The following is a 22,375-nucleotide window of genomic DNA, read 5'->3' as shown; positions in this document are numbered from 1 at the left end:
CTTTCTTTTTAAATTCAAAATTATATTTAGTCATAAAAATACCGACCTCCAAAAAGTTAGATTTTTTGGTCTAACTTTTTGGGGTCGGTACAAAATCCCAATTTAATTATGGTGGGAACTAATATTTTAGAAAAAAATACGGAATTTACTGCTCTAAAAATAGTACCTGAAATGACTGCGGAAATTAGAGAATACTCTAAGTTTAGAAATCCCTTTAATAATCCATCAAGTATGATGAGGAAAGACTATATACTAAAAGTAGGTAACTATAGAGAGTTTAGATATTTAGAAGATTACGATTTAACTATGAGACTAATACATGATAATCCAACGAAAGAATTTTTGAATATTCAGGAGCCGTTAGTAGTTATGCAAACAGATGATTCGAGTTATCTTCGTAGAGGTGGGTTGCTTTATGTTAAAACGGAATTTTTCTTACAGGTAGATTTTTATAAACGAGGTTATTTAACAAAATTTGAATTGTGTCGAAATATTTTTGTACGTAATATTGTAAGAGTGATGCCTAATTCTATTAGAAAACTTATTTATCAAAAGAAAATGAGAGAAAGTGTTGAGGTTAAAAGTAGAAAATGAAGAGAGTAATTACTTATGGAACATTTGATCTTTTACATTATGGTCATATCAATCTATTAAAACGAGCAAAATCTTTAGGAGATTATCTTATAGTTGGATTATCTACAGATGAATTTAACGATAAAGAAAAAAACAAAGAATGCTATTTTGATTATGAAAATAGAAAATCACTTTTAGACGCTGTTAGATATGTAGACCTTGTTATCCCAGAAGAAAACTGGGAACAAAAAATTTCTGATATACAAAAATATAATGTTGATGTTTTTGTAATTGGCGATGACTGGAAAGGTAAATTTGACTATTTGAAAGATTTTGGTGTAGAGGTCGTTTATCTTCCGCGAACAAAGGAAATATCTACATCTAAAATAAAAGATGATTTGAATCGTAGGTGATAGAATGAAATATCGTGTTATACATGTGACGGGTGGAGTTAGAAATACTATTAGTGGAGTACAGAGTTTCATAAAAAATCACATTGAAACAGATGATGAAGAATTTGAATATATGGTTGGTGAATCTAATGGTGATTCTCACTTTCCTTTTAATAAATACTTAGATGAAAAAGGAATTAAAAGAATAGTATTCCCTTCTTTGAAAGTCTCTAATATGATGCGTTATGGTAGAGAATGTAGAGAGTTCTATGAAAATAATAGAATTGATGTTCTACATGTACATAACCCTATTACTGCTTTCATTCATAATTATTATGCTAAAAAACATGGTGTTAAGGTACGTATTTATCATAATCATAGTAGTCAATTTTCGGATACTATTCTAAAAAGTGTTCGCAATAGACTTTTAGTTTTTTTAGCCTTAAGAAATGCTACTCATCGTGTATCATGCGGGGAATTAGCTGGAATTAAAATTTTTGGTAATAAAAATTTTCAAATAGTTTCAAATGCGATTGATATTAATAAATATAAATTTTCATTGAAATATAGAGAAGAGATTCGAGAGGAATTTCATATAAAGGGAAATCAAAAAGTAGTAGGAATGATAGGTATATTAAATCGATTTAAGAATCAGAACTTTTTGATTGAACTTGCTAAAAAATTACCTAAAGTAACCTTCTTGTTTGTTGGAGAGGGACCTGATCGAGTGTTACTGGAAGAGAATAGTAAAGAATTGACTAATGTTATCTTTACAGGGAAAAGAGATGATGCATATAAGTTTTATTCAGCTTTTGACATTTTCGCATTTCCATCTCTTTACGAAGGATTTCCGATGGTTTTGATTGAAGCACAATGCTCAGGTGTTAATATTATAATGAATGAAACTATTGATTCAACAACTCAGATTGTTAATAATATTTGCACTGCTTTGCCATTAGATAAAAATATATGGATAGATTATATTGAAAATGCGCAAGTAGTAAATAATAAAAGAGAGTTTGATGAACGATTAAAGGCTTTTGATATCAATGAAAATATAATTAATCTGAAAGAAATTTATCAGAAAGGTTTGAAGAAGTAATATGAATAAAAATTTAAAAACATTATTTTTCAAAATAAGTGATGTTACTTCTAAATTAAATACATTAATTCCTAAAAAAAGAAATAGAATAGTTATATATTCAAACTGGGGCTTTAGAGATAATATTAGAACATTGTATCAATATTTAATTGATAATGGCTACCAAGATAAATATGAAATAGTATGTGCTTCAAATAATTTTTATCATTTACAGAAGGATAGTGGGGTGAAGTTTATTTCTATTTACCGTGGAGTATACTATTTTTTAACTTCGAAATACTTCTTTTATTCTTTTGGGAAATACCCAATTAAACCTTCGAATAAACAGATGGTGGTAAATTTATGGCATGGAATGCCTTTGAAAAAAATTGGTAATCTTGAAGCTGGATTGGAAAATATTGATTATAATTTTTTTACAAAACTAGTATCATCTTCTGATTTATTTACTCCGATTATGAAAGCAGCATTTAATGCTAAGGATAAGCAAATGTTGCTAGTAGGGAATATTAGGAATGATGAGTTATTTGAAGAAAAAAAAGATAAGAATATTATTTGGATGCCAACTTATCGTAATTCAAAGAATTATCATGATAGTCAGGATGCAATTATTTTCTCGCTTGATGATTTAGAATTTAATAGAATGAATAATCTACTGGCAGGATACGAATATCATCTTTATATTAAATTGCATCCGTTAGAAGAATCTCATTTTAAATTTAAAAACAATTATTCAAATATACATATGTTGTCAGAAGACATTATTAGTCAAAATTACGGTACTTTGTATAAGTTTCTTGGAACGACCAGTGCGTTGATTACAGATTATTCCTCTGTATTTCTAGATTATTATTTATTGAACAGACCTGTTGCTTTTACCATAAACGATTATGAAGAATATAAAGAAAAAAGAGGATTTGTCTTCGAGGATGTAAAGAGTTTAATGGTAGGTCCAACTATTAGTAATTTTGATGAATTATTGAAGTTTCTTCTTAGTCTTATGAAGTCCGAAGATGAGTTCTATATTGAAAGAAATAAGGTCAATTCAGTAGTAAACTCAATCCAAAAGGATTTCACTAAGACACTTTTAGAAAATATTGGAATAGAAAAATAGTTTATTTTAGATAAATTTAGTTTTGAAAGGATATAATATATGATTAGTGTGATAGTTCCCGTTTATAATGTGGAAAAATATTTAGAAGAATGTCTAGATAGTATCCAAAATCAAACGTATAGTGATATTGAAGTTATATTAGTTAATGATGGCTCAACAGATAAATCAAAAGTAATATGCGATAGATACTGTGAAGATGATAATCGTTTCCAATTATTGAATCAAGAAAATCAAGGATTGAGCGCTGCACGAAATAGTGGTGTAGCAGCTTCAACTGGAGAATTTATTGCATTTGTGGATAGCGATGACATTATTTTACCGAACTATTTAGAAACCTTATTGCACTATATGCGGGAAGACGTAGATATTGTGGAAAGCCAATTTACCGTATCTAAAGAGGAATTTCTTGCTGAAAGTTATAAAGAACTAACAATTTTATTCGAAGGAAACTCTCAAGAAGCAGTAAAAATTTTCCCTAAACATGTTTTAAATGTTAATGCAGTTACAAAACTTTATAGAAGATCAATTGTTGAAGCTGTTCCTTATATAGATGGGGTAATCTTTGAAGATGTTTATTGTGGAATTGGAATGTTAAAATATATTCGAAAAATCATTAAGATAGATTATAAAGGTTATTATTATAGACAACGTCAAGCTAGTATCATGCACCGAACCTTTACTCCTAAAAATTTAGATATCTTTACAGTAAGTGACAAACTAATAGAGATGTATTCTGATAGGGAAGAACTCCTTCCTTATATCGGAAGCTATTTAGTTCATGTGACAACTATGCATTATCAAGACTATATTCGAAAAGGTAATCCATATGCAAAAGTCTATAATCAAAAATTAGCAGAGTATGTAGCTATAACGAAGAAAAATCGAGAATTATCAAGAAAATCACGTATGATTCGCCTCTATAATATTTGTCCAAAATATTATAACTCGATTATTTTCCCTGTTTATCATTTTGTGTGGAAGTTGAAGAATGGTATTAAAGAGGTTACTGTCGATGATTAATACAATAAAAGAAGAAAAAACTATGATGATTAGTGTAATCGTGCCTGTCTATAATGTTGAAGAATATTTAGAAGAGTGTTTAGAGAATATTCAAAATCAAACATTTAACGATATTGAAGTTATATTAGTTAATGATGGATCCATTGACGGCTCTAAAGAAATTTGTGAACGATTCTGCCTGCAAGATAGTCGTTTCAAATTAATCAATCAAGAAAATCAAGGACAAAGTGTCGCAAGAAATCGTGGCTTTAAAGAATCTAGAGGGCAATATATTATGTTTGTAGATAGTGATGATGTTGTTAAAGAGGATTTAGTAGAGGTATTATTTTCCTATATGAAGGCGGATGTGGATATAGTAGAATGTAAATTAACTCAAAATATAGAAGAATTAAAGAAGAATAAACCGATTCGAGTTATTTTCGAAGGTAATTCAACTGAAGCGATTATAAAGTGCATAGCCATTAAGGAAGTTAAGTTTTGTCCAGTTGCAAAACTATATAGAAGAGAACTTGTTGAAAAAGTCCCATTTTTAGAAGGTGTTATTTACGAGGATGTTTATACTGGAATAAATTTATTAAAAAATATTCGAAAAATGATAGTAGTTGATTTAAATGGTTATTATTATCGTGTTCATCCAAATAGTGTTATGACGACATCATTTAATAAGAAGAATTTAGATATTTTTTCTGTAGGAGAAAAATTAATAGAATCTTTTCAGGATAACGAATACTTACTACCATATATTGGATACTTTATGTTTTATTTAGGTCTTAGTCATTATCAAAGAGATGGTATTACTAAGGTGAGTCCTTATGTTAATCGGTATGAGAATTTTATTCGAGAGTGTGCTTTTTTGGCAAAACAATCTAAAGAAGTTGTTCGTAAATATCGTTTACTAAGACTATATTTAATAGCGCCGAGATATTTTACAACAATAACTCATCCGTTCTATAAGTTTATTTATAAAAGATGGAGCAATTTTAGAATACTTTTGAGAAAACAATAAAATCAAGAATTGTAATCGAAATTTTATCTATCAAGATAAAATTTTGAACGAATGGAAGAAGGTGATGAACAAAGATGATCAGTGTAATTGTACCAGTTTATAATGTAGAAAAGTATCTTGAAGAGTGCTTAGATAGTATTAAAAATCAAACATTTAACGATATTGAAGTTATATTAGTTAATGATGGCTCTACAGATAATTCACTAGAAATTTGTGAGAGATATTGTAGCCAAGATCCTCGTTTTCACTTAATAAATCAAGAAAATAAAGGACAAAGTATCGCAAGAAATATAGGAGTTGCTGAGTCTAGGGGAGAATTAATCGTTTTTATCGATAGTGATGATATTGTAAAGATTGATTTGTTAGAAAAACTAATTAATTATATCTCTGATGGAATAGATATTGTAGAGTGTAATAAAACAGAGAATTTTGAATGTTTAAATGAAGAAGAAAAAGAAATTAAAATTAAAGACTTTGAGTCGAATGAAGCGTTATATCAATGCTTTAATTATAAGATAAGTTGGAGTCCTGTAGCAAAATTGTATCGTCGTGAAATAGTAGAAAAAGTTCCATTTTTAGAGAATTTGATTTATGAAGATTTTTATACTGGAATAGTCTCTTTAAAATATATTAATAAAATTCGAAAAATTGATTATATTGGTTATTATTATCGATATCATACTTCTAGTACGATGAATCAGAAATATTCAGAAAAGAATCTTGATATTTTTAAAGTTGGAGAAAAACTATTAGAGGACTTTAGAGAAGATAATTGGTTACCTTATGTAGGGAATATGTTATTTTTAGTCGGTATTGGTCATTTTAAAAAGTATCAGATAAAAGTTGAACATCAGTATTATCAGTTGTATATTGATGCAATTAATAAATATGTTGAAATAGCTAAAAAATCACCAGATATTTATAATTCTAGTAAACTATTGAGATGGTATAGTTTTTCACCGAAATATTTTTTTAGTTTATTTTATCCTTTATATTTAAAATATTTATATATTAGAAAAAAATGGAAACTTTAAATAGGAGGTTATCTATGATCAGTGTAATTGTACCTGTTTACAATGTTGAAGAGTATCTTGAAGAATGTTTAGATAGTATTCAATGTCAAACTTATAAAAATATAGAAGTTATATTAGTCAATGATGGTTCAACAGATTCATCTAAAGATATTTGTGAGAAATATTGTGAAAAAGATAATCGCTTCAAGTTGTTTTGTCAACCAAATAAAGGATTAAGTGCTACTCGTAATCGTGGTATGAATGAATCTAAAGGAGAATTTATCTCATTTGTTGATAGTGATGATATTCTTAAAGAAGACATGTTGGAACAATTGATGAAGCAAATGAGTGTTGAAGAAGTTGATATTGTAGAGTGTTGGTATACGAATGATAAAAAAGAATTAGATTTACCTTCCCCAAAAGATGCAGAGATAATTTTTAAAGGGAATTCTAAAGAAGCTTTAGTCTCTTTATGTAAAAATAATATGGTTCGTTTGAATGCTGTTGCAAAACTATATCGAAGACAATTAATTATCAGTTTTCCATTTTTAGAAGGTTTATTTTATGAAGATGTTTATGGTGGAATTGGAATTTTAAAACATATAAATAAAATGGTGAAAATTAACTATATAGGTTATTATTATCGTGTACGCTCTGGGAGTATAATGAATCGAGAATTCAATACAAAGAATTTAGATTTATTTACTATTTGTGACAAAGTAGAGAAACTTTACAATGATGATAAAAAAGCTCTAAGTTACGTATATCGTCGTTTATTCAATCTAGTTTTAATGCACGTAATTGACTACAAAATTTTTGAAGGTAATCCTTATAAAGAAAAATATAGCATTTATTTAAATAGATATGCAAAAAACTCTAGAAAATCTTTATTAATTTATGCTTATTTACTATTTCCTAAACACATCGTTACTATTTCACGTATTCTTGGAGGATTACAATGGCGCTGGGAAAAATATGTCGTTAAAAAATATCGAAAGGGGTAAAATAAAGTGAAGTATTTTTTAAAAGAAACATATGTTAAAGCAAATCATGCAGGACCAAAAGCAAGAATGGATGCTGAAGCAATAATGGTAGATGTTGGTTTTGAAGAATATTATTTATCAGAAAGTAGAAAAAACAATGTTTTAAACAAAGATGATATTATTATTCTTCAATTTCCATTATTGTGGAAATCACTAAAAAAACAAATACGTATGGGGTTTTTAAAGAAAAAAAACTTTAAAGCATATTTGCTCATTCATGATATAGAATCACTTAGAAAAAATAAAATTAGAACTTTTTCTGATTTTAAGCACTCTATCATACATTTTTTACAAAATAAAACAGTTTTAGAAAGAGTAGATGGAATTATTGCACATAATAATAAAATGAAATTTGAATTAGTAAAAATGGGCATTAATTCAGAGAAAATTGTAACATTAGAGATATTTGACTATTTAATTCCAGATCTTGACGAGAATAAAATTTATGATAAAAATAAAATCTTATTGGCAGGAAATTTTGATATTCGTAAAACAAAATATGCTAGAAGTTTACCTAAAAAACCTGAATTTGAAATTTATGGAATTAATTTTGAACATGATAATCTCCCAAATAATGTTCACTATAAGGGGGCGTTTTCGCCGGAGGATATTCCTAATCATTTGCAAGGTGGTTTTGGATTAGTTTGGGATGGTGATAGTAGCGATACTTGTAGCGGTATGTACGGGGAGTATTTAAAAATTAACAATCCTCATAAAGCCTCTTTATACTTGGCGTCTAACTTTCCAATTATTGTGTGGAGGCAGTCGGCTCTTGCTGATTTTGTAATAAGAAATAATTGTGGAATTATCATTGATTCATTGTATGAAATTGCTGGCATTTTAGAATCTATGAATGAAGAAAAGTACCAACAGTTGATAGATAACTGTAAAAAAATTGGAGAAAAAATTCGTCAAGGAGATTATCTAAAAAAAGCCTTGGAAGAATGTGAAAGGAAATTGTAGAAAATATGAAACTACAATTATTAAAAGAAAAAATAAAGAGATATATTAAAATTTTAAAACACTATGGTTTTAAATTAACTATAATTTATTATCTAGGTCAACAATCTGAAGAAAAATATTTTAACTTTAGAAAAAAAATGATTTTAAATTTTGTAAATAATTTACGGAAAAAAGCTGATATTAATAATATTACAGATAAGGATGATATGGTTGAAAGGGATTTCCCTAAAATTGTTTGGACAATGTGGCAACAAGGAGAAGCACAAATGCCTGAGACAGTTAAAGCGTCTATTAAAACGATAAAAGCTTTTGCCGAAAGAAATGAGTGTGAATTTTATTTATTAACAGATGAAACTCTTGCGGAGTTTATAAATATTCCAATAGACATAACAGAAAAATACAAGAAAAAAGAATTATCAGCTGCGCATTATTCAGATATTGTTCGTTTTTATTTATTATATAGATATGGTGGAATATGGATGGATGCAACACTCTTTGTATCACCTTATACTACTATAGATGAGCTTGAAGGTGATTTTTTTACTTTAAATCATCCACCATTACAGGAAGGTGGCATGGGATATACTGTTGGTGATTTTAAATGGTCTGGTTTCTTTTTAGCTGGAAAAAAAGGAAAATCATATTTTAAAAACATTCGAGATTTATATGTGTACTACGTAAGGAAATATCCTATTTTTATAAATTATTTAATAATGGATTATTTTATTTTATCAGAGTATAATGTTAATAGATATTTTAGAGAATTAGTAGATAAGATTCCTACACTAGAGTCTGCTGAAAATTTATGGTTTTTAAGAGATCATGCTAATGATATTTTTGATCAACAAGAATGGGATAATGTGTTAAGAACGACTCCTATAATGAAAACAACTTATAAGATTAATGAAAAAGAGCTAATTCCTCAAACTTATCTATATAAATTATATCATGATGAACTAAATGAGTAGAGGGATTACATGAAAAAAAGTAGAACAGATTATGCAACTTTAAATACAAGTATCGCGCTTGCAATCCAACCTTTCCAAGCACTTATTGGATTTGTAAGCCGGACAATATTTTTAAATATTCTTGGAGTAACTTATTTAGGTTTAAATAATTATTTATCTAGCTTAGTATCAATGTTATCCTTAGCTGAATTGGGGATAGGTGGTGCTATGACCTATGCTTTATATGGACCACTGGCTAGAGAAGAGCATGCTAAGATTAATGCTTTTATGACTTTATTTAAAAAGTTATATAGGATGATCGGGATTGGTATTTTCATAATTGGAGCTATTTTAGCATTATTTTTACCGTATATAATTAAGGATTATCCGATAAATCGCGAAGTATATATTATTTACTTTCTTTTTGTTTTTAACTCTTCTTCGAGTTACTTTTTCTCGTATAAAAGAACATTGTTGTATGTGGATCAACGTAATTACATCATGACTTCGATTGATTTTAGTCTTTATGTTCTTCGTATTCTTCTACAGATTGGAGTCCTAATCTATACTAAGAATTTTGTTATATATCTTTTAGTAGGCATATTCATGAATATAATTGGTAATTTTATTATGTCTAGCATTGTTGATAGAATGTATGATTATTTGTTTAATGAAGAAGTCACTTCTATTACTCAAGAAGAAAAGGAAAGATTTGTTAAAAATATAAAAGGTAATATTGTAGGGCGTATTGGAGAAACTATTGTTTTTCAAACTGATAGCCTTCTAATGGGGGCTTATATTAGTTTAACTGCTATAGGTCTATATGGGAATTATATTTTTGTACTTGGATTTTTATCTCTATTAGCAAGTACAACAATTAATCCAGTTATATCCTCAATAGGTAATTTAATTCATTCTGAAGATACTACACTTATATCTAAACTAGACTTTATAAAAAAATTTCAGTTTATTGTCTTTAGTATGGTTTATCTTTTTAGTATGGGATTCTTAATCTTTATTAATCCATTTATAACGATTTGGTTGGGTAAAGATTTCCTATTTAATATAGAAGTTGTAGTTCTTATAGTTGTTAATTTTTTCTTAACAAATTATAGAAGGCCTGCGCTTATTTTAATATCAGTATATGGACTAAGTTATGAACAAAATTATAAAACTATTTCAGAAATTATATTAAATATAGTTTTTTCGCTTTATTATCTTGTTGTCTTAGATTTAGGTGTAGCTGGTATTTTATTAGGTACTATTTGTTCAACGGTGGTAACTTGTATATGGTATGAGCCGTATAGCGCGTTTAAGTATGGGATCAAATCTTCAGCAAAAGAATATTTCAAAAACATGATTAAACATTTTGCAGTATTTACGATAAGTATTGTCTGTATTATCTTATTAGATGTTTTTGTATTTTCTAAGCAGGAGCTTATTATTTCTATAGTGATGAAAATAATCTTATATCTTGGATTATTTAGTATATATATTTATATATATAGAAATCATGAAGCAGGAAAATTAATTGTACGTATGATGCGAAAAATATTGTTTTTAAAGAGATTAAGGAGAAAATAAATGAAAAGAGTATTAGTTTGTGGGTTAGTTCCCGATATTGGGGGATTAGAAAAGATTGTTGTAGATTTTTACAATAATGTAAATACAGATGAATTTGAATTTGAATTTTTACTTCAAGGTCCAGAAAATGTTGAATTTAGTGATCATTTTAAAAAATTGTGCAAAAATCCTATAATCGTTCATAGAATACCTAAGTTAAGACCAAATATAAAACTAGCATTGAAAGAGTGGGATAAGTTCTTTAGAAATAATGCCCATCGATATGATATTTTGTGGTCTAATCAAAATGGATTGACTCATCTTGAATTTTTAAAACTTGCTAAAAAGTATGGTATTAAAAAGAGAATTGTTCATGGTCATTGTGCAACTGCTGATAAATTTTATCGTTTTATTCATCCTGTTAATAGGCTTTTTGTTGGGAAATATGCAACAGATTTTTGGGCGTGTGGAGTAGAAGCGGCTAATCATTTTTATCACGGCAAGGAAAGAAAAAAGGCACTAGTTATTAATAATGCAATAGAAGTAGAACAATTTTTATATAACGAAGAAGTTCGTGACAAATTGCGAGAAGAATATTGTATTCCAGAAAATTGCCTTGTAGTTGGACAAGTCTCACGTTTGTATGAAAAACAAAAAAATCAAAGTTTTTGTGTTAAAGTATTTTCCGAATTAGTGAAGAAAGAACCGAATTCAAGATTAGTGTTCATTGGACGAGGCGATACAACATTTTTAACAAATCTTGCTAAAGAATATAATGTTGAAGATAAGGTGGTTTTCACTGGATTAAAAAGCAATGTTGGAGAAATGTTAAATCTATTAGACGTATTTTTCTTCCCATCTAATTTTGAAGGATTACCAATCGTTTTAGTAGAAGCACAGGCGAATGGATTACCAGTTGTAACAGCGAGTCACTTACCAGATGCTGGCATCTTAGAAAATTATAATAACAGTTTATCATTAAAAGATGAATGGAGGCTTTGGGCAGACAAGATTCTTTCTGTTAGAAATTCGCGTGTATTAAATAATGAATATATTTATAAAAAAATTAGTGAACATGGTTATGAAATTAAATCTGCAACAAGACAGTTAGAAAATTTATTTAATGAGTAATTAGTAAATTGATTATAAGATATACTTGAATCCGAATTATTATTTTGATGAAAGTTAATTTTATAATCTTTTTATTTTCTGTCTAATTACGGTTGATATAGAAAAATCATTAGATGTATGGTAATATTATAAGTGAAATATAATAAATAAATTATATATAGAAAACGTATCATGAAGTATAGGAGTTTAGTTATGGGTAATAATAATAATCAAAGATATAATAATAACGAATCTAACAGTGGTTATAAAGATCAAGATCAAAATTATTATGATAATTATCAAAACCAGGACTTTTTGGATTATAATGAATCTAATTATGACCAAAGTCAAATTTATAATGAAAATTATCAAAATCAAAATATGTATAACGATCAATATAATCAAAATACTAATTTTAATGACAACTTTCAAAATCAAGATATGCAGGGATATAACGATTATTTTAATCAGGGAACAAATGATTACGATATAAATTATCAAGATCAAAACATGAATTATAATACTCAGCAATATCAAGAAAGTTATAATGTTTATAATGATAACAATCAATTTGCTACAAATAACCAAGAATATTACGAACAAAATGATAATAATTTTAATCAAGTATATGAAGAATATGCTGAACCTAAGAAAAGAACAGGCATAATACTTTTAGTTAGTTTTCTAATCGTTGGACTTATAGCTATCTCTGGTTATTTTGCTTATAATAAATATGTAGTAAATAAAAAGGCAGTAGTTGATCTTAATCAATATGAAATAGAATTTAAACCGTATGGAACTGATGGGGATGGAACTGCAGCAGCAGATATTAAGAAGGTCCCAACAGTAGAAAATGCAGATGGAAGTGTAACACAATTTTTACAAGAACCTACGATTACTTATAGTAAATCAAATAATTTAAAAAATGGAGAAAAGGTTGAAGTTACAATAAGTCTTAGCAAATCTTCTGCTGATGCTAAAAAACTTGAGCTTAAAGGTGAATTTAAACGCTCTTATACTGTAAGAGGATTAAGTGAAAAATCTAAAGATAACAATAGTAGTAAAGACAGTAAGTCTAATTCAAGTAGTATAGTACTTAGAGAAGATAGTTCGGTAAATACAAAAGAATTGACTGATACACAAGTTGGTAACTGGGCGAGAGCTATGTATATTAAAGATTTTGCTCGTAATTCTTCTGCATCTGATTTTTCATATGATGTTTGGTTAGGTAGTGATCATTTAGCTTATGCTAATTTAAAACGTAATGGAAGTGTTGTTGGGAAGTATAGAGTTAATGCAAGAGGTGAACTTGAACAATATGATAATGGTGGTTGGTCTATAGTTAGTAGTACATATATATCTTAAATATTAATTTAATCAAAATATTTTCATATTCATTTTAAAATTATAAAAACTAATAAAACTGATAACTAAAATATAGATAGCGTATTCTAGTTATCAGTTTTTTTGTAAATTTTTTTATAAAAAAAAATAAATAACTCTTGTAATTAATTATATTTAATGAGATAATATTATATATAATGCAAATAGAGTAAGAGGAGATATATACTTATGACAAAGATACTAGCTATTAACTCAGGAAGTTCATCTTTAAAATTTCAATTATTTGAAATGCCTGAAGAAAAAGTTATTACAAAAGGACTAGTTGAAAGAATCGGTATTGAAAATAGTGTATTCACTATCGAATTCAACGGCGAAAAAAATAAAGAAACATTAGATATTCCAAATCACGATGTAGCAATCGAAATGTTACTTGAAAAATTAACTAAATTAGGAATTGTGAAAGATGTTAAAGAAATCGAAGGAGTTGGACACCGTGTTGTTCATGGTGGAGAATTCTATGATGCTTCTGTATTAGTTAATGATGAAGAGTTAGCTAAAGTAGATTCAATCGAAGACTTAGCGCCTTTACACAACCCAGCTAATATTAAAGGTGTTCGTTCGTTCCAAAAAGAATTACCTGGAGTTCCAAATGTATTAACATTCGATACAGCATTCCACCAAAGTATGCCAAGATCAACTTACATGTATGCTGTACCAAGAGAATTTTATGAGAAATACGGAGTTCGTAAATATGGTGCTCACGGAACTAGCCATAGATACATTGGGGAAAAAGTTGCTGAAGTTTTAGGAAAAGATCCAAAAGAACTAAAAACTATTTCTTGTCACATCGGGAACGGAGCTTCAATTTGTGCTATTAAAAATGGTAAATCATTTGACACTTCTATGGGATTCACTCCACTATCAGGATTAGTAATGGGTACTAGAACTGGTGATATTGATCCAGCTACTATCCCTTACATCGCTCAAAAAACTGGATTATCTCTTGAAGAAATCGTGCGTATTTTCAACTTCGAATCAGGATTAAAAGGAGTTTCAGGATTATCTTCTGATTTACGTGATGTTGAATCTGTAAGAAATACTAACCCACATGCTGCTGAAGCAATCGATGTTTACATCAACAGAATTAAAGAGTATGTTGGAGCTTATGCTGCAGCTATGAACGGAGTAGATGCTATCGTATTTACTGCTGGTGTTGGTGAGAATGCTACATGGGTACGTGAAGAAGTATTAGAAGGATTAACTTTCCTAGGTGTACAAGTTGATAAAGAAAGAAACAATGTACGTGGAAAAGTTGCAGAAATTTCTACAGCAGACTCTAAAGTTAAAGCATTTGTTATTCCAACAGATGAAGAAGTTATGATTGCTAGAGATACTTATAACTTATCTAAATAATATAAGAGATTAAAAGGGCTGGGGTTTCTCCAGTCCTTTACTATTTTGAAAGGATAATATGGAAATAAATAACTTTAAAAAGAAATTTAACAGTGCCATAAATATACTGGAAAAATTCAATGAGGCAGGTTATGAAGCATATTTAGTGGGTGGTTGTGTTAGAGATTACTTACTTAATGATGATTTTTCTGATATAGATATTACTACTAATGCTTTACCTGATGAAGTTAAACAAATCTTTAAAAAAAGTATAGATACAGGAATACAACACGGAACGGTTACAATATTGATAAATGGTGACAGTTTTGAAGTAACAACTTTTAGAACTGAAGATGATTATATTGATCATCGTACTCCAGAAAAGGTGGAGTTTGTTAGTGATTTAAAGGAAGATTTAGATAGACGAGATTTCACAATAAATGCTATGGCTCTTGATAGTAAGGGGAAATTGTATGATTATCATTGTGGAGAGAAAGACTTAAGAAATAAAATAATAAAAACTGTTAATAATCCTAATGAAAGGTTCTTTGAAGATGCCTTAAGAATGTTAAGAGCATTCCGTTTCTCCTCAAAACTTGGCTTTGAAATTGAAGAAAATACCTTAAAGGCTATAAAAAATAATGCGGAGCTTATAAAATTTGTTTCAATTGAGCGTATAGTAAATGAATTTAGAAAACTATTGACTGGAAAAGGCAATAAACGTAGTTTGGAATTATTATTAGATAGTAAATTGAATAATTATATTCCTTTTCTAGATGAAGTTTCTAAAATAATTGATTTTTCAAATTATACTTTTTGTCAAAGTTTATACATCCTATCTAATATTAATGATATTTCTTTTGAAAAGTTAAAAGAACTAAAACTATCTAATAAAGAAATTAAACAGGTTAAAATATATGAAAAAATTAACAAGGACTTTATTAGTAATGTTCCTTTAGAAATAATTTTATATAACTATGATATCGAAGATATTGCTTTTATAGCTAGTTATTCTAAGTATTGTGATATGGAAGATATAAAAAAGATTAAACTACCAATTGAATCTTTTAATGATATAGCTATAACTTCAATGGAAATCATTAGTATAATAGATAAGCCTGCAGGACCGTGGATAAAAGAAATCATTAAGAAACTAGAAGAAGATATTATATTATATAAAATAGATAATACAAGAAAAGACATACTAGATTTTTTAATGAAAATAAGAGATAATAAATAGATATAATGAAAGAGAGGTGAGGGAATATATGAATAAATTATTTTGTGTAGTGGATATTGAATTAACTGAGGAAAAAGAAATAATTCAGTTTTCTGCAACAAAACTGGATCAAAACTTTAAAGAGTTAGAGTCTATTAATTATTATATAAAACCTAAAAAACAAGTCTCACCTTTTGTTACTGAGTTAACTGGTATTAATAATGATATGTTAAGCGAAAAATTATATTTTGAAGATGTTGCCAAAGAATTATATGATTTCATAAAAGAAGATATACTTGTTTGTCACGGCTTACCATCTGATTATGTAATTTTAAAGAAAAGGTTTCATGATGTAGGAATAAGATATCATGCTAAAATGTCTTTAGATACGGTTGAACTAGCTAGATTATTTTTGCCAACTCAGGAAAGTTATAGATTATCTGATTTATCTAATTCTCTTGCTCTATACTCTGGTGATGGATATCATAATGCCGCTATTGATGTACAAGTAACAGTAGAATTACTAAAAGAAATTTCTAAGAGAATAGCAAATATAAATTCAAACAATTTTAAAAAGATTGAAGTACTTTTAGAAAAAATAGATTACAATACTCTTAAATTTGCTAGATATTGCAAAAGAATAATTAGAGGAAAGAAAATAAAAAAAGAAGACTTCATTAATTTTGATGGTGTAGATTTTAAAAAAGTATCATATGAAGTCAATGATAACAATTTTAAAGATAAATTTATAATGTTTTCATCTATTAATGAAAAGAAATATATAGACAACTTTAAAATTAGGAACTATGTTATTTTAAAAGAAAAGAGTAATTATATTCCATTAAATATATTTAAACTATTCCCCAAAAAAGAAGATTTAAATTTAGATAAATTATTAATAAAATTATATGTATGGATATTAGAAACAAATTCTGGGGACTTTTGTGAATTAAATTTACTTTATCTTGAGAAATTGTATATTGATAATATAAGAAATGGTATTTTAATAAGCTCTAAATCTTATTATTTTGATGAAAAGAATAGGGTTGCCGATAGTTGTAAAAATATTGTTACAAATTATAATTCAATCGAATATTTATTGGAAAATAACAACTTAAAAAATCATACTTTTATTTTTGAAAATAAAAAGATTTTAGGACGTGAACTTGATTCAAAAAATACAAAAGATTATTTCTATAAAAATGTTATTATTGAGTTAAATGTTGCTGTATCGAAAAATCTTAAAGACAAAAACATTAAAATGTTAAGAAATAATATAGATGGTCTTGTAAAATTCTTACATGAAATGTATATATCAGAAAGTTTATTCTTATATAATGACAGTTTGAGTTTTATTCTTCAAGATGTAGAGGCTATATTAAATGATATAAAATCTTATAAAGATATATTACCAGTTTCTTACAAATTTATGAAAAAATTAAAAGATGTACTTACAAATTCTAAAAATGCATATAAATTCGTTGTCCTTAATCAAGAAAATAGTTTGAAATTAACAGTTGTTGACGATAAGAAAGTGAAGGGATTAATTAATATAATTCATTCAAGACACCATAAATATTTAAATCTAAAAGCTAAAGCACATTATATTTATAGTAATGGTGATGAGGAATTATTGAATTCAAAAGCTACAGGTTCAATATTATATGTATTTGAAAGTAATAAATATAAGGATTTATATTTTAATAAAAGAGAAAAAAGAAGTTATATAAAATATTACAATTTCTCAATAAAGGATAATTTTAACGAATTATATAATGAAGTTATAAAAAATAATAAAATATCATACAGATGTTACGCGACGAAGGATATTCTGGAGTATCGTTACTATCTTAAAGATATATTTGAAAGTATTATAGTTTTTCGAGATTTAGAACATTAGATGAGAAAAATAAAAACACATAATTAAAAAAATAGTAAATTTATGTTATAATATAAATAGTTTTCATATATAATATATTACAATTTAAAATTGAACAAAACATTAATTAAAATTAGGAGGGACTGTAAGTTGAACATTAACAATTTAAAAGAACAACTAGGTCAAAAAGTAACTCTTGGTGCATGGATTGCTAACAAGAGAAGCAGTGGTAAAATTGCATTTTTCCAATTAAGATATGGAGCTGGATTTATTCAAGCTATCGCTTTAAAAGAATCTTTAGGTGAAGAAAGATATCAACAATTACGTCACTTACCACAAGAAACTTCATTAAAAGTAACAGGGTTAATTAAAGAAAATGAAAGAGAACTTTCTGGAATTGAGTTAGAGATTGAAGATTTTGAAGTAATTTCTGAAGCAGTCGATTATCCTATCACTCCAAAAGAACATGGAGTAGAATTTTTAGCGGATAACCGTCACATTTGGATTCGTTCTAAAAAACAACACGCTATTTTAACAATTAGAAATCAAATCATTAAATCAACTTATGATTTCTTTGAAAAAGAAGGTTTCTTAAAAACTGATCCACCAATTTTAACTTCATCAGCTCCAGAAGGAACAACAGAATTATTCAACACTAAATACTTTGACGAAGAAGCTTACCTTTCTCAGTCAGGTCAATTATACTTAGAAGCTACTGCAATGGCATTTGGTAAAGTATTCTCATTTGGTCCTACATTTAGAGCTGAAAAATCTAAAACTCGTCGTCACTTAATCGAGTTCTGGATGATTGAAGCTGAAATGGCATTCTGTAATCATGATGAAAGTTTAGCTTTACAAGAAGCTTTTGTTAATCACTTATTAACTGATGTATTAGAAAAATGTCAAGAACAGCTTAAAGTTTTAGGTCGTGATATTGAAGCATTGGAAAATGCTAGAGGAGAATTCCCTCGTATTAAATATAAAGATGCAATCAAGTTATTAAAAGAAAATGGATTTGACGATATTGAATATGGAGATGATTTTGGATCACCACATGAAACATTTATAGCTAATAGTTATAATAAACCTGTGTTTATTACTCACTGGCCATTAGATATTAAACCATTCTATATGATTGAAGATCCGAACGAACCTGGTGTTGTATTATGTGCTGATTTAATTGCTCCTGAAGGATACGGGGAAATTATTGGTGGTTCTCAACGTATAGACGATTATGATAAACTATTAGACAATATTAAGAAACACGATTTAAATCTTGATGCTTATGGTTGGTATTTAGATTTACGTAAATATGGTTCTGTTGAACATGCAGGATTTGGTTTAGGATTGGAAAGAACAGTTGCTTGGATTACAGGTAACGGACACGTTCGTGAAACTGTTCCATTCCCACGTTTATTAAACAGACTAACACCATAGGAGTTTAATATGATCAATATCAATATAAAAGGTCTTTTAGTTGATGCTGATTTTTTAATGAATTATACTTCTCATAACTTATCTGGAGAGGAAGCAATGTTTCTTCTTCAGATAAGTTATTTGACAAAGCAAGGGAAGATACCTTTTTCAATGGAAGTTTTCAAGGAAAAATTAAGTTATTCTGAAGATCAGATTTTTTCTCTCTTAGATATTTTGATTAAGAAAGAATTAATAGTACTTTTACCGGATAGTAGGATAGACTTTATAGTGTTAAATAATAAAGATGATTACTATACATTACGTGAACTTTTAAGATTAGTTGAGAAAGTCACAGGGAAAATATTAACTTCAAAAGAGATGGATATAGTGTCTTCATGGTTTGAAAGAAAATATACAAAAACTGAGATCGACGAGGCATTAACTATCTCGAAAAATATTAGTTATGTTAATGGTATTTTAAACAATAAAGTTAGTAAAGAAATAAAAAAAGAAAGTGGAACTAATTTAGGTTATGACTGGTTTAACAAATAGACAAAAAAAGATTAAAGCAAAAAAAGTAATGGATTATTTGGATAAAGTATTTCCTAATGTTGAATGTGAATTAGATTTTTCTAATAATTTAGAATTGATTATTGCTGTTCTGTTGTCTGCCCAATGTAAAGATGAGTATGTTAATAGAGCTACAGTAGAATTATTCAAAAATTATAAAACTATTGATGACTATGCTGATGCTAAAGTAGAAGACATTGAAAAATATATTCGTACATTAGGTCTTTATAAAGCTAAGTCAAAAAATATTGTTGGAATGGCTAATATGCTTAGAGATGTTTATGACTATAAAATTCCACAAACTAGAGAGGAATTAGAAACTTTACCCGGTGTAGGTAGAAAGACAGCGAATGTTGTTCTTTCTGTTGGTTTTAATATACCTGCTATAGCAGTTGATACTCATGTAGAAAGGGTTGCAAAAATGTTTGGTCTTGCGGATATAAATGATAGTCCGCTTCAAGTCGAAAAAAATCTGATGAGTGTTTTTCCTATGGAAAGTTGGGGTAAAATACATCATCAATTAATTCATTTAGGTCGTTATAAACTCCCTGCAAGAGGTGAGCGTTCTATTGACCCTGAATTAGAAAAATTATTAGTATTAAAATAAGAGGAGAAGGACTATGCTAATTATATTTATACTGGCATGTTTTCTAATATTGCTAGATCAACTTAGTAAAAATTTTATAGTTAATCATTTTACATTAGGAGAAAGTAAGGAAGTTATTGCTAATTTCTTTAGTATTTCATCCCATAGAAATAGAGGAGCCGCATGGGGAATTTTACAAGATAGCCGTATATTTTTTATAGTTATTACGATAATTTTTATTGCTATTTTAACATATTATTTAGTTAAACAAAGAAATATATTATCAAGTTTTGATAAAGCTATTTTTTCTCTAATTTATGGAGGAGCAATTGGAAATTTTATTGATAGAATAACTAGGCATGAAGTTGTCGATTTCTTAGATTTTAGAATTTTTGGATATGATTTTCCTATATTCAACTTAGCGGATTGCTTTATTTGTGTAGGAGTTGTATTCTTATTATTTAAAATTTATAAGGAAGAAGATAAATAATAATAAACTGAGAGATGATTTTTTAATCATACTCTCTTTTTTTGACACTACAAGTAAACAGGTAGAAGTGGGATAGTGAATCACACATGATACAGCAGGAAAAGTTGACAAATTATGAAGTATATATTAAAATTGATATTGAGATTAAAAGGAATGGAAAATTTCTCCTTCTCGTCTCGTTATTAACCATACTATAGGTTAAACTAGTCGACGACATAGTAGGAACACACTATGTTCCCTGGCAGAGGGTTTATGTCTGTTCACCGATCTCTACTCGAGATGTCTTCGGGTACGTGTTCAATAAAAGATGTTCAATAAGGCATCTTTTTTTATTTTTAAAGATAATGAAATGATTGTAAGTTGAAACTTTTAGAAATTTTAAAAGATTACGAAGAAAATTTTTGTAATAAAATATGTTGTATAGAGACTTCATATAAAGAAATGAATTTTATCCATGTTTATTTTTCTAAAACAGACTTACATCATTTGTTAGATTTGCATAAAGTTATATCAGGCAGAGCAACTAATTCCATTAAATCTATTGAAAGTGGATATTTAACATTAAATCATATAAGGAAACACAAAAATTTTGGAATTATCCGTCCTAGAATAGATAGTTATCCATTTATTCATGAAATTTTAAAAAAAAAAGATGTAGAATTATGTATTGTGGAAAAAGATATTGACCCTAATACAATGTATCTAAATTTAATTATCTATAAAAATAAAGGACATGAGGTAATTGTTCTAGGTCTTAAGAAAAATAATAAGAATTCTATTTATTATCTTGCAACATTACATAAAACCTATGAAAATAAATATCAAAATGCTCGTAAAACAAAAATTAGAAATATTATATGGTTAGACTAAGCTTGTTCTTAGTCTTTTTATAATATAAAAAGTTATATATTAAAATATATGTTGTTTTGATATATGGAAGGTAATTAATTAATAGAAATATCGTATAAGCGAATAAATTTAAGAAGATAATCAATAGTTAGGTGAAAGTAAATTTTTTTACTAGTTTATAAAAAATTAAAGGAGTTTTAAATGTATTATTGCACATATAAGAGTAAGATAGGTCTTCTATATTTAATTTCTGATGGTATGCATCTATGTGGTTGTTATTTAGAGGGTCAAAAGTATTTTCCTGATGAGATTAATAAATATTCATTTGATGAAGAATTAGAAGTGTTTAACTTGGGAAAGTTGTGGTTAGATAGCTATTTTAAAAATGAAAAACCCAGTTTGGAAAATATACCTATAAAAATGATAGGAACTGATTTTAGAAAAAACATCTGGTCGTTACTTAAAGATATTCCATATGGCGAAGTAGTTACTTATAAGTATCTTTCTAAGAAAGTTGCTGAATTACAGGGGATTAATGGTATGTCATCTCAAGCTGTAGGTGGAGCAGTTGGGCATAATCCATTTTTGATATTTATTCCTTGTCATAGAGTTATAGGTACTGATGGATCTTTAACAGGTTATGCTGCAGGATTAGAAAATAAGAGGTTCTTATTAAATTTTGAATCTGATAATAATAATTATTAACTAGAGCGCTAAAAACCGATGAATAATAGAAGAATATAAGAAAATATGATATAATTAATAAGATTAAATTCTTTATTAGGAG

Annotated in this window: 22 protein-coding genes; all 22 read left to right on the top strand. The window is 27.7% G+C overall.

What is annotated here, in order from left to right:
* Positions 1 to 171: 171 nt before the first annotated feature.
* The 22 genes from PNO30_RS04900 to PNO30_RS04795 all read left to right on the top strand — a co-directional run bounded on the left by PNO30_RS04900 (position 172) and on the right by PNO30_RS04795 (position 22,293).
* Entirely contained in the window at positions 172 to 594 is a 423-nt protein-coding gene (locus PNO30_RS04900) for a hypothetical protein (RefSeq protein ID WP_271987368.1), read from the top strand.
* Positions 591 to 986 carry a glycerol-3-phosphate cytidylyltransferase gene (tagD, locus tag PNO30_RS04895; protein ID WP_271987367.1) on the top strand — a complete coding sequence of 132 codons (396 nt, stop codon included), beginning with the start codon at positions 591 to 593 and terminating at the stop codon, positions 984 to 986. The genes PNO30_RS04900 and tagD overlap by 4 nt, the downstream gene beginning before the upstream one ends.
* Positions 987 to 990: 4 nt before the next feature.
* Positions 991 to 2,067: a glycosyltransferase gene (locus PNO30_RS04890; protein ID WP_271987366.1), complete on the top strand. Its 1,077-nt coding sequence runs from the start codon at positions 991 to 993 to the stop codon at positions 2,065 to 2,067.
* A gap of 1 nt (position 2,068) precedes the next feature.
* On the top strand, positions 2,069 to 3,178 hold the full coding sequence (locus PNO30_RS04885) for a CDP-glycerol glycerophosphotransferase family protein (protein ID WP_271987365.1): 1,110 nt from the start codon (positions 2,069 to 2,071) through the stop codon (positions 3,176 to 3,178).
* A 39-nt stretch (positions 3,179 to 3,217) separates the two neighbouring features.
* Positions 3,218 to 4,198 (top strand): glycosyltransferase family 2 protein, encoded by a 981-nt coding sequence (locus tag PNO30_RS04880; protein WP_271987363.1) that lies wholly within the window; start codon positions 3,218 to 3,220, stop codon positions 4,196 to 4,198.
* Positions 4,191 to 5,204 carry a glycosyltransferase family 2 protein gene (locus PNO30_RS04875; RefSeq protein ID WP_271987362.1) on the top strand — a complete coding sequence of 338 codons (1,014 nt, stop codon included), beginning with the start codon at positions 4,191 to 4,193 and terminating at the stop codon, positions 5,202 to 5,204. Before PNO30_RS04880 ends, PNO30_RS04875 begins: the two co-directional genes overlap by 8 nt.
* 74 nt (positions 5,205 to 5,278) lie before the next feature.
* A complete protein-coding gene (locus PNO30_RS04870; RefSeq protein ID WP_271987361.1) occupies positions 5,279 to 6,238 on the top strand; it encodes a glycosyltransferase family 2 protein in 960 nt (319 codons plus the stop codon).
* A gap of 14 nt (positions 6,239 to 6,252) precedes the next feature.
* Complete coding sequence (locus PNO30_RS04865) at positions 6,253 to 7,221, top strand: glycosyltransferase family 2 protein (protein ID WP_271987360.1); 969 nt, start codon at positions 6,253 to 6,255, stop codon at positions 7,219 to 7,221.
* A 6-nt stretch (positions 7,222 to 7,227) separates the two neighbouring features.
* Positions 7,228 to 8,223 carry a hypothetical protein gene (locus PNO30_RS04860; protein WP_271987359.1) on the top strand — a complete coding sequence of 332 codons (996 nt, stop codon included), beginning with the start codon at positions 7,228 to 7,230 and terminating at the stop codon, positions 8,221 to 8,223.
* Positions 8,224 to 8,228: 5 nt separating this feature from the next.
* Complete coding sequence (locus PNO30_RS04855) at positions 8,229 to 9,191, top strand: capsular polysaccharide synthesis protein (protein ID WP_271987358.1); 963 nt, start codon at positions 8,229 to 8,231, stop codon at positions 9,189 to 9,191.
* A gap of 9 nt (positions 9,192 to 9,200) precedes the next feature.
* Positions 9,201 to 10,754, top strand: a complete 1,554-nt coding sequence (locus PNO30_RS04850; protein ID WP_271987357.1) for a lipopolysaccharide biosynthesis protein — start codon at positions 9,201 to 9,203, stop codon at positions 10,752 to 10,754.
* The gene (locus PNO30_RS04845) at positions 10,755 to 11,864 is read left to right on the top strand and encodes a glycosyltransferase (RefSeq protein ID WP_271987356.1); all 1,110 of its coding nucleotides are present in this window, start codon (positions 10,755 to 10,757) and stop codon (positions 11,862 to 11,864) included.
* A 192-nt stretch (positions 11,865 to 12,056) separates the two neighbouring features.
* Complete coding sequence (locus PNO30_RS04840) at positions 12,057 to 13,208, top strand: hypothetical protein (RefSeq protein ID WP_271987355.1); 1,152 nt, start codon at positions 12,057 to 12,059, stop codon at positions 13,206 to 13,208.
* A 207-nt stretch (positions 13,209 to 13,415) separates the two neighbouring features.
* Entirely contained in the window at positions 13,416 to 14,600 is a 1,185-nt protein-coding gene (locus PNO30_RS04835) for an acetate/propionate family kinase (RefSeq protein WP_271987354.1), read from the top strand.
* A 58-nt stretch (positions 14,601 to 14,658) separates the two neighbouring features.
* On the top strand, positions 14,659 to 15,819 hold the full coding sequence (locus PNO30_RS04830; protein ID WP_271987353.1) for a CCA tRNA nucleotidyltransferase: 1,161 nt from the start codon (positions 14,659 to 14,661) through the stop codon (positions 15,817 to 15,819).
* Between the two features lie 28 nt (positions 15,820 to 15,847).
* A complete protein-coding gene (locus PNO30_RS04825) occupies positions 15,848 to 17,698 on the top strand; it encodes an exonuclease domain-containing protein (protein WP_271987352.1) in 1,851 nt (616 codons plus the stop codon).
* Positions 17,699 to 17,827: 129 nt separating this feature from the next.
* Positions 17,828 to 19,114, top strand: coding sequence for an asparagine--tRNA ligase (gene asnS, locus PNO30_RS04820; RefSeq protein WP_271987351.1), 1,287 nt, complete (start codon positions 17,828 to 17,830; stop codon positions 19,112 to 19,114).
* A 9-nt stretch (positions 19,115 to 19,123) separates the two neighbouring features.
* Positions 19,124 to 19,645, top strand: a complete 522-nt coding sequence (locus PNO30_RS04815) for a DnaD domain protein (protein ID WP_271987350.1) — start codon at positions 19,124 to 19,126, stop codon at positions 19,643 to 19,645.
* Entirely contained in the window at positions 19,626 to 20,270 is a 645-nt protein-coding gene (gene nth, locus PNO30_RS04810; RefSeq protein WP_271987349.1) for an endonuclease III, read from the top strand. The genes PNO30_RS04815 and nth overlap by 20 nt, the downstream gene beginning before the upstream one ends.
* Positions 20,271 to 20,283: 13 nt before the next feature.
* Positions 20,284 to 20,739, top strand: a complete 456-nt coding sequence (lspA, locus tag PNO30_RS04805) for a signal peptidase II (protein WP_271987348.1) — start codon at positions 20,284 to 20,286, stop codon at positions 20,737 to 20,739.
* A gap of 360 nt (positions 20,740 to 21,099) precedes the next feature.
* The gene (locus PNO30_RS04800) at positions 21,100 to 21,609 is read left to right on the top strand and encodes a PBECR4 domain-containing protein (protein WP_271987347.1); all 510 of its coding nucleotides are present in this window, start codon (positions 21,100 to 21,102) and stop codon (positions 21,607 to 21,609) included.
* Positions 21,610 to 21,789: 180 nt separating this feature from the next.
* Complete coding sequence (locus PNO30_RS04795) at positions 21,790 to 22,293, top strand: methylated-DNA--[protein]-cysteine S-methyltransferase (RefSeq protein WP_271987346.1); 504 nt, start codon at positions 21,790 to 21,792, stop codon at positions 22,291 to 22,293.
* Positions 22,294 to 22,375: the final 82 nt, after the last annotated feature.

This window comes from Gemella haemolysans (assembly GCF_028308085.1).
Classification (GTDB): Bacteria; Bacillota; Bacilli; order Staphylococcales; family Gemellaceae; genus Gemella; species Gemella haemolysans_D.
This window is presented reverse-complemented; position numbering and strand designations above follow the sequence as displayed.

Excerpts from the sequence above, each read along its gene's own strand:
- nth (WP_271987349.1), top strand. The coding sequence starts at position 19,626 with ATGACTGGTTTAACAAATAGACAAAAAAAGATTAAAGCAAAAAAAGTA.
- PNO30_RS04890 (WP_271987366.1), top strand. The coding sequence starts at position 991 with ATGAAATATCGTGTTATACATGTGACGGGTGGAGTTAGAAATACTATT.
- PNO30_RS04815 (WP_271987350.1), top strand. The coding sequence starts at position 19,124 with ATGATCAATATCAATATAAAAGGTCTTTTAGTTGATGCTGATTTTTTA.
- PNO30_RS04870 (WP_271987361.1), top strand. The coding sequence starts at position 5,279 with ATGATCAGTGTAATTGTACCAGTTTATAATGTAGAAAAGTATCTTGAA.
- lspA (WP_271987348.1), top strand. The coding sequence starts at position 20,284 with ATGCTAATTATATTTATACTGGCATGTTTTCTAATATTGCTAGATCAA.
- tagD (WP_271987367.1), top strand. The coding sequence starts at position 591 with ATGAAGAGAGTAATTACTTATGGAACATTTGATCTTTTACATTATGGT.
- PNO30_RS04885 (WP_271987365.1), top strand. The coding sequence starts at position 2,069 with ATGAATAAAAATTTAAAAACATTATTTTTCAAAATAAGTGATGTTACT.
- PNO30_RS04880 (WP_271987363.1), top strand. The coding sequence starts at position 3,218 with ATGATTAGTGTGATAGTTCCCGTTTATAATGTGGAAAAATATTTAGAA.
- PNO30_RS04795 (WP_271987346.1), top strand. The coding sequence starts at position 21,790 with ATGTATTATTGCACATATAAGAGTAAGATAGGTCTTCTATATTTAATT.
- PNO30_RS04855 (WP_271987358.1), top strand. The coding sequence starts at position 8,229 with ATGAAACTACAATTATTAAAAGAAAAAATAAAGAGATATATTAAAATT.
- PNO30_RS04900 (WP_271987368.1), top strand. The coding sequence starts at position 172 with ATGACTGCGGAAATTAGAGAATACTCTAAGTTTAGAAATCCCTTTAAT.
- PNO30_RS04840 (WP_271987355.1), top strand. The coding sequence starts at position 12,057 with ATGGGTAATAATAATAATCAAAGATATAATAATAACGAATCTAACAGT.
- PNO30_RS04845 (WP_271987356.1), top strand. The coding sequence starts at position 10,755 with ATGAAAAGAGTATTAGTTTGTGGGTTAGTTCCCGATATTGGGGGATTA.
- PNO30_RS04835 (WP_271987354.1), top strand. The coding sequence starts at position 13,416 with ATGACAAAGATACTAGCTATTAACTCAGGAAGTTCATCTTTAAAATTT.
- PNO30_RS04825 (WP_271987352.1), top strand. The coding sequence starts at position 15,848 with ATGAATAAATTATTTTGTGTAGTGGATATTGAATTAACTGAGGAAAAA.
- PNO30_RS04830 (WP_271987353.1), top strand. The coding sequence starts at position 14,659 with ATGGAAATAAATAACTTTAAAAAGAAATTTAACAGTGCCATAAATATA.
- PNO30_RS04875 (WP_271987362.1), top strand. The coding sequence starts at position 4,191 with ATGATTAATACAATAAAAGAAGAAAAAACTATGATGATTAGTGTAATC.
- PNO30_RS04865 (WP_271987360.1), top strand. The coding sequence starts at position 6,253 with ATGATCAGTGTAATTGTACCTGTTTACAATGTTGAAGAGTATCTTGAA.
- PNO30_RS04850 (WP_271987357.1), top strand. The coding sequence starts at position 9,201 with ATGAAAAAAAGTAGAACAGATTATGCAACTTTAAATACAAGTATCGCG.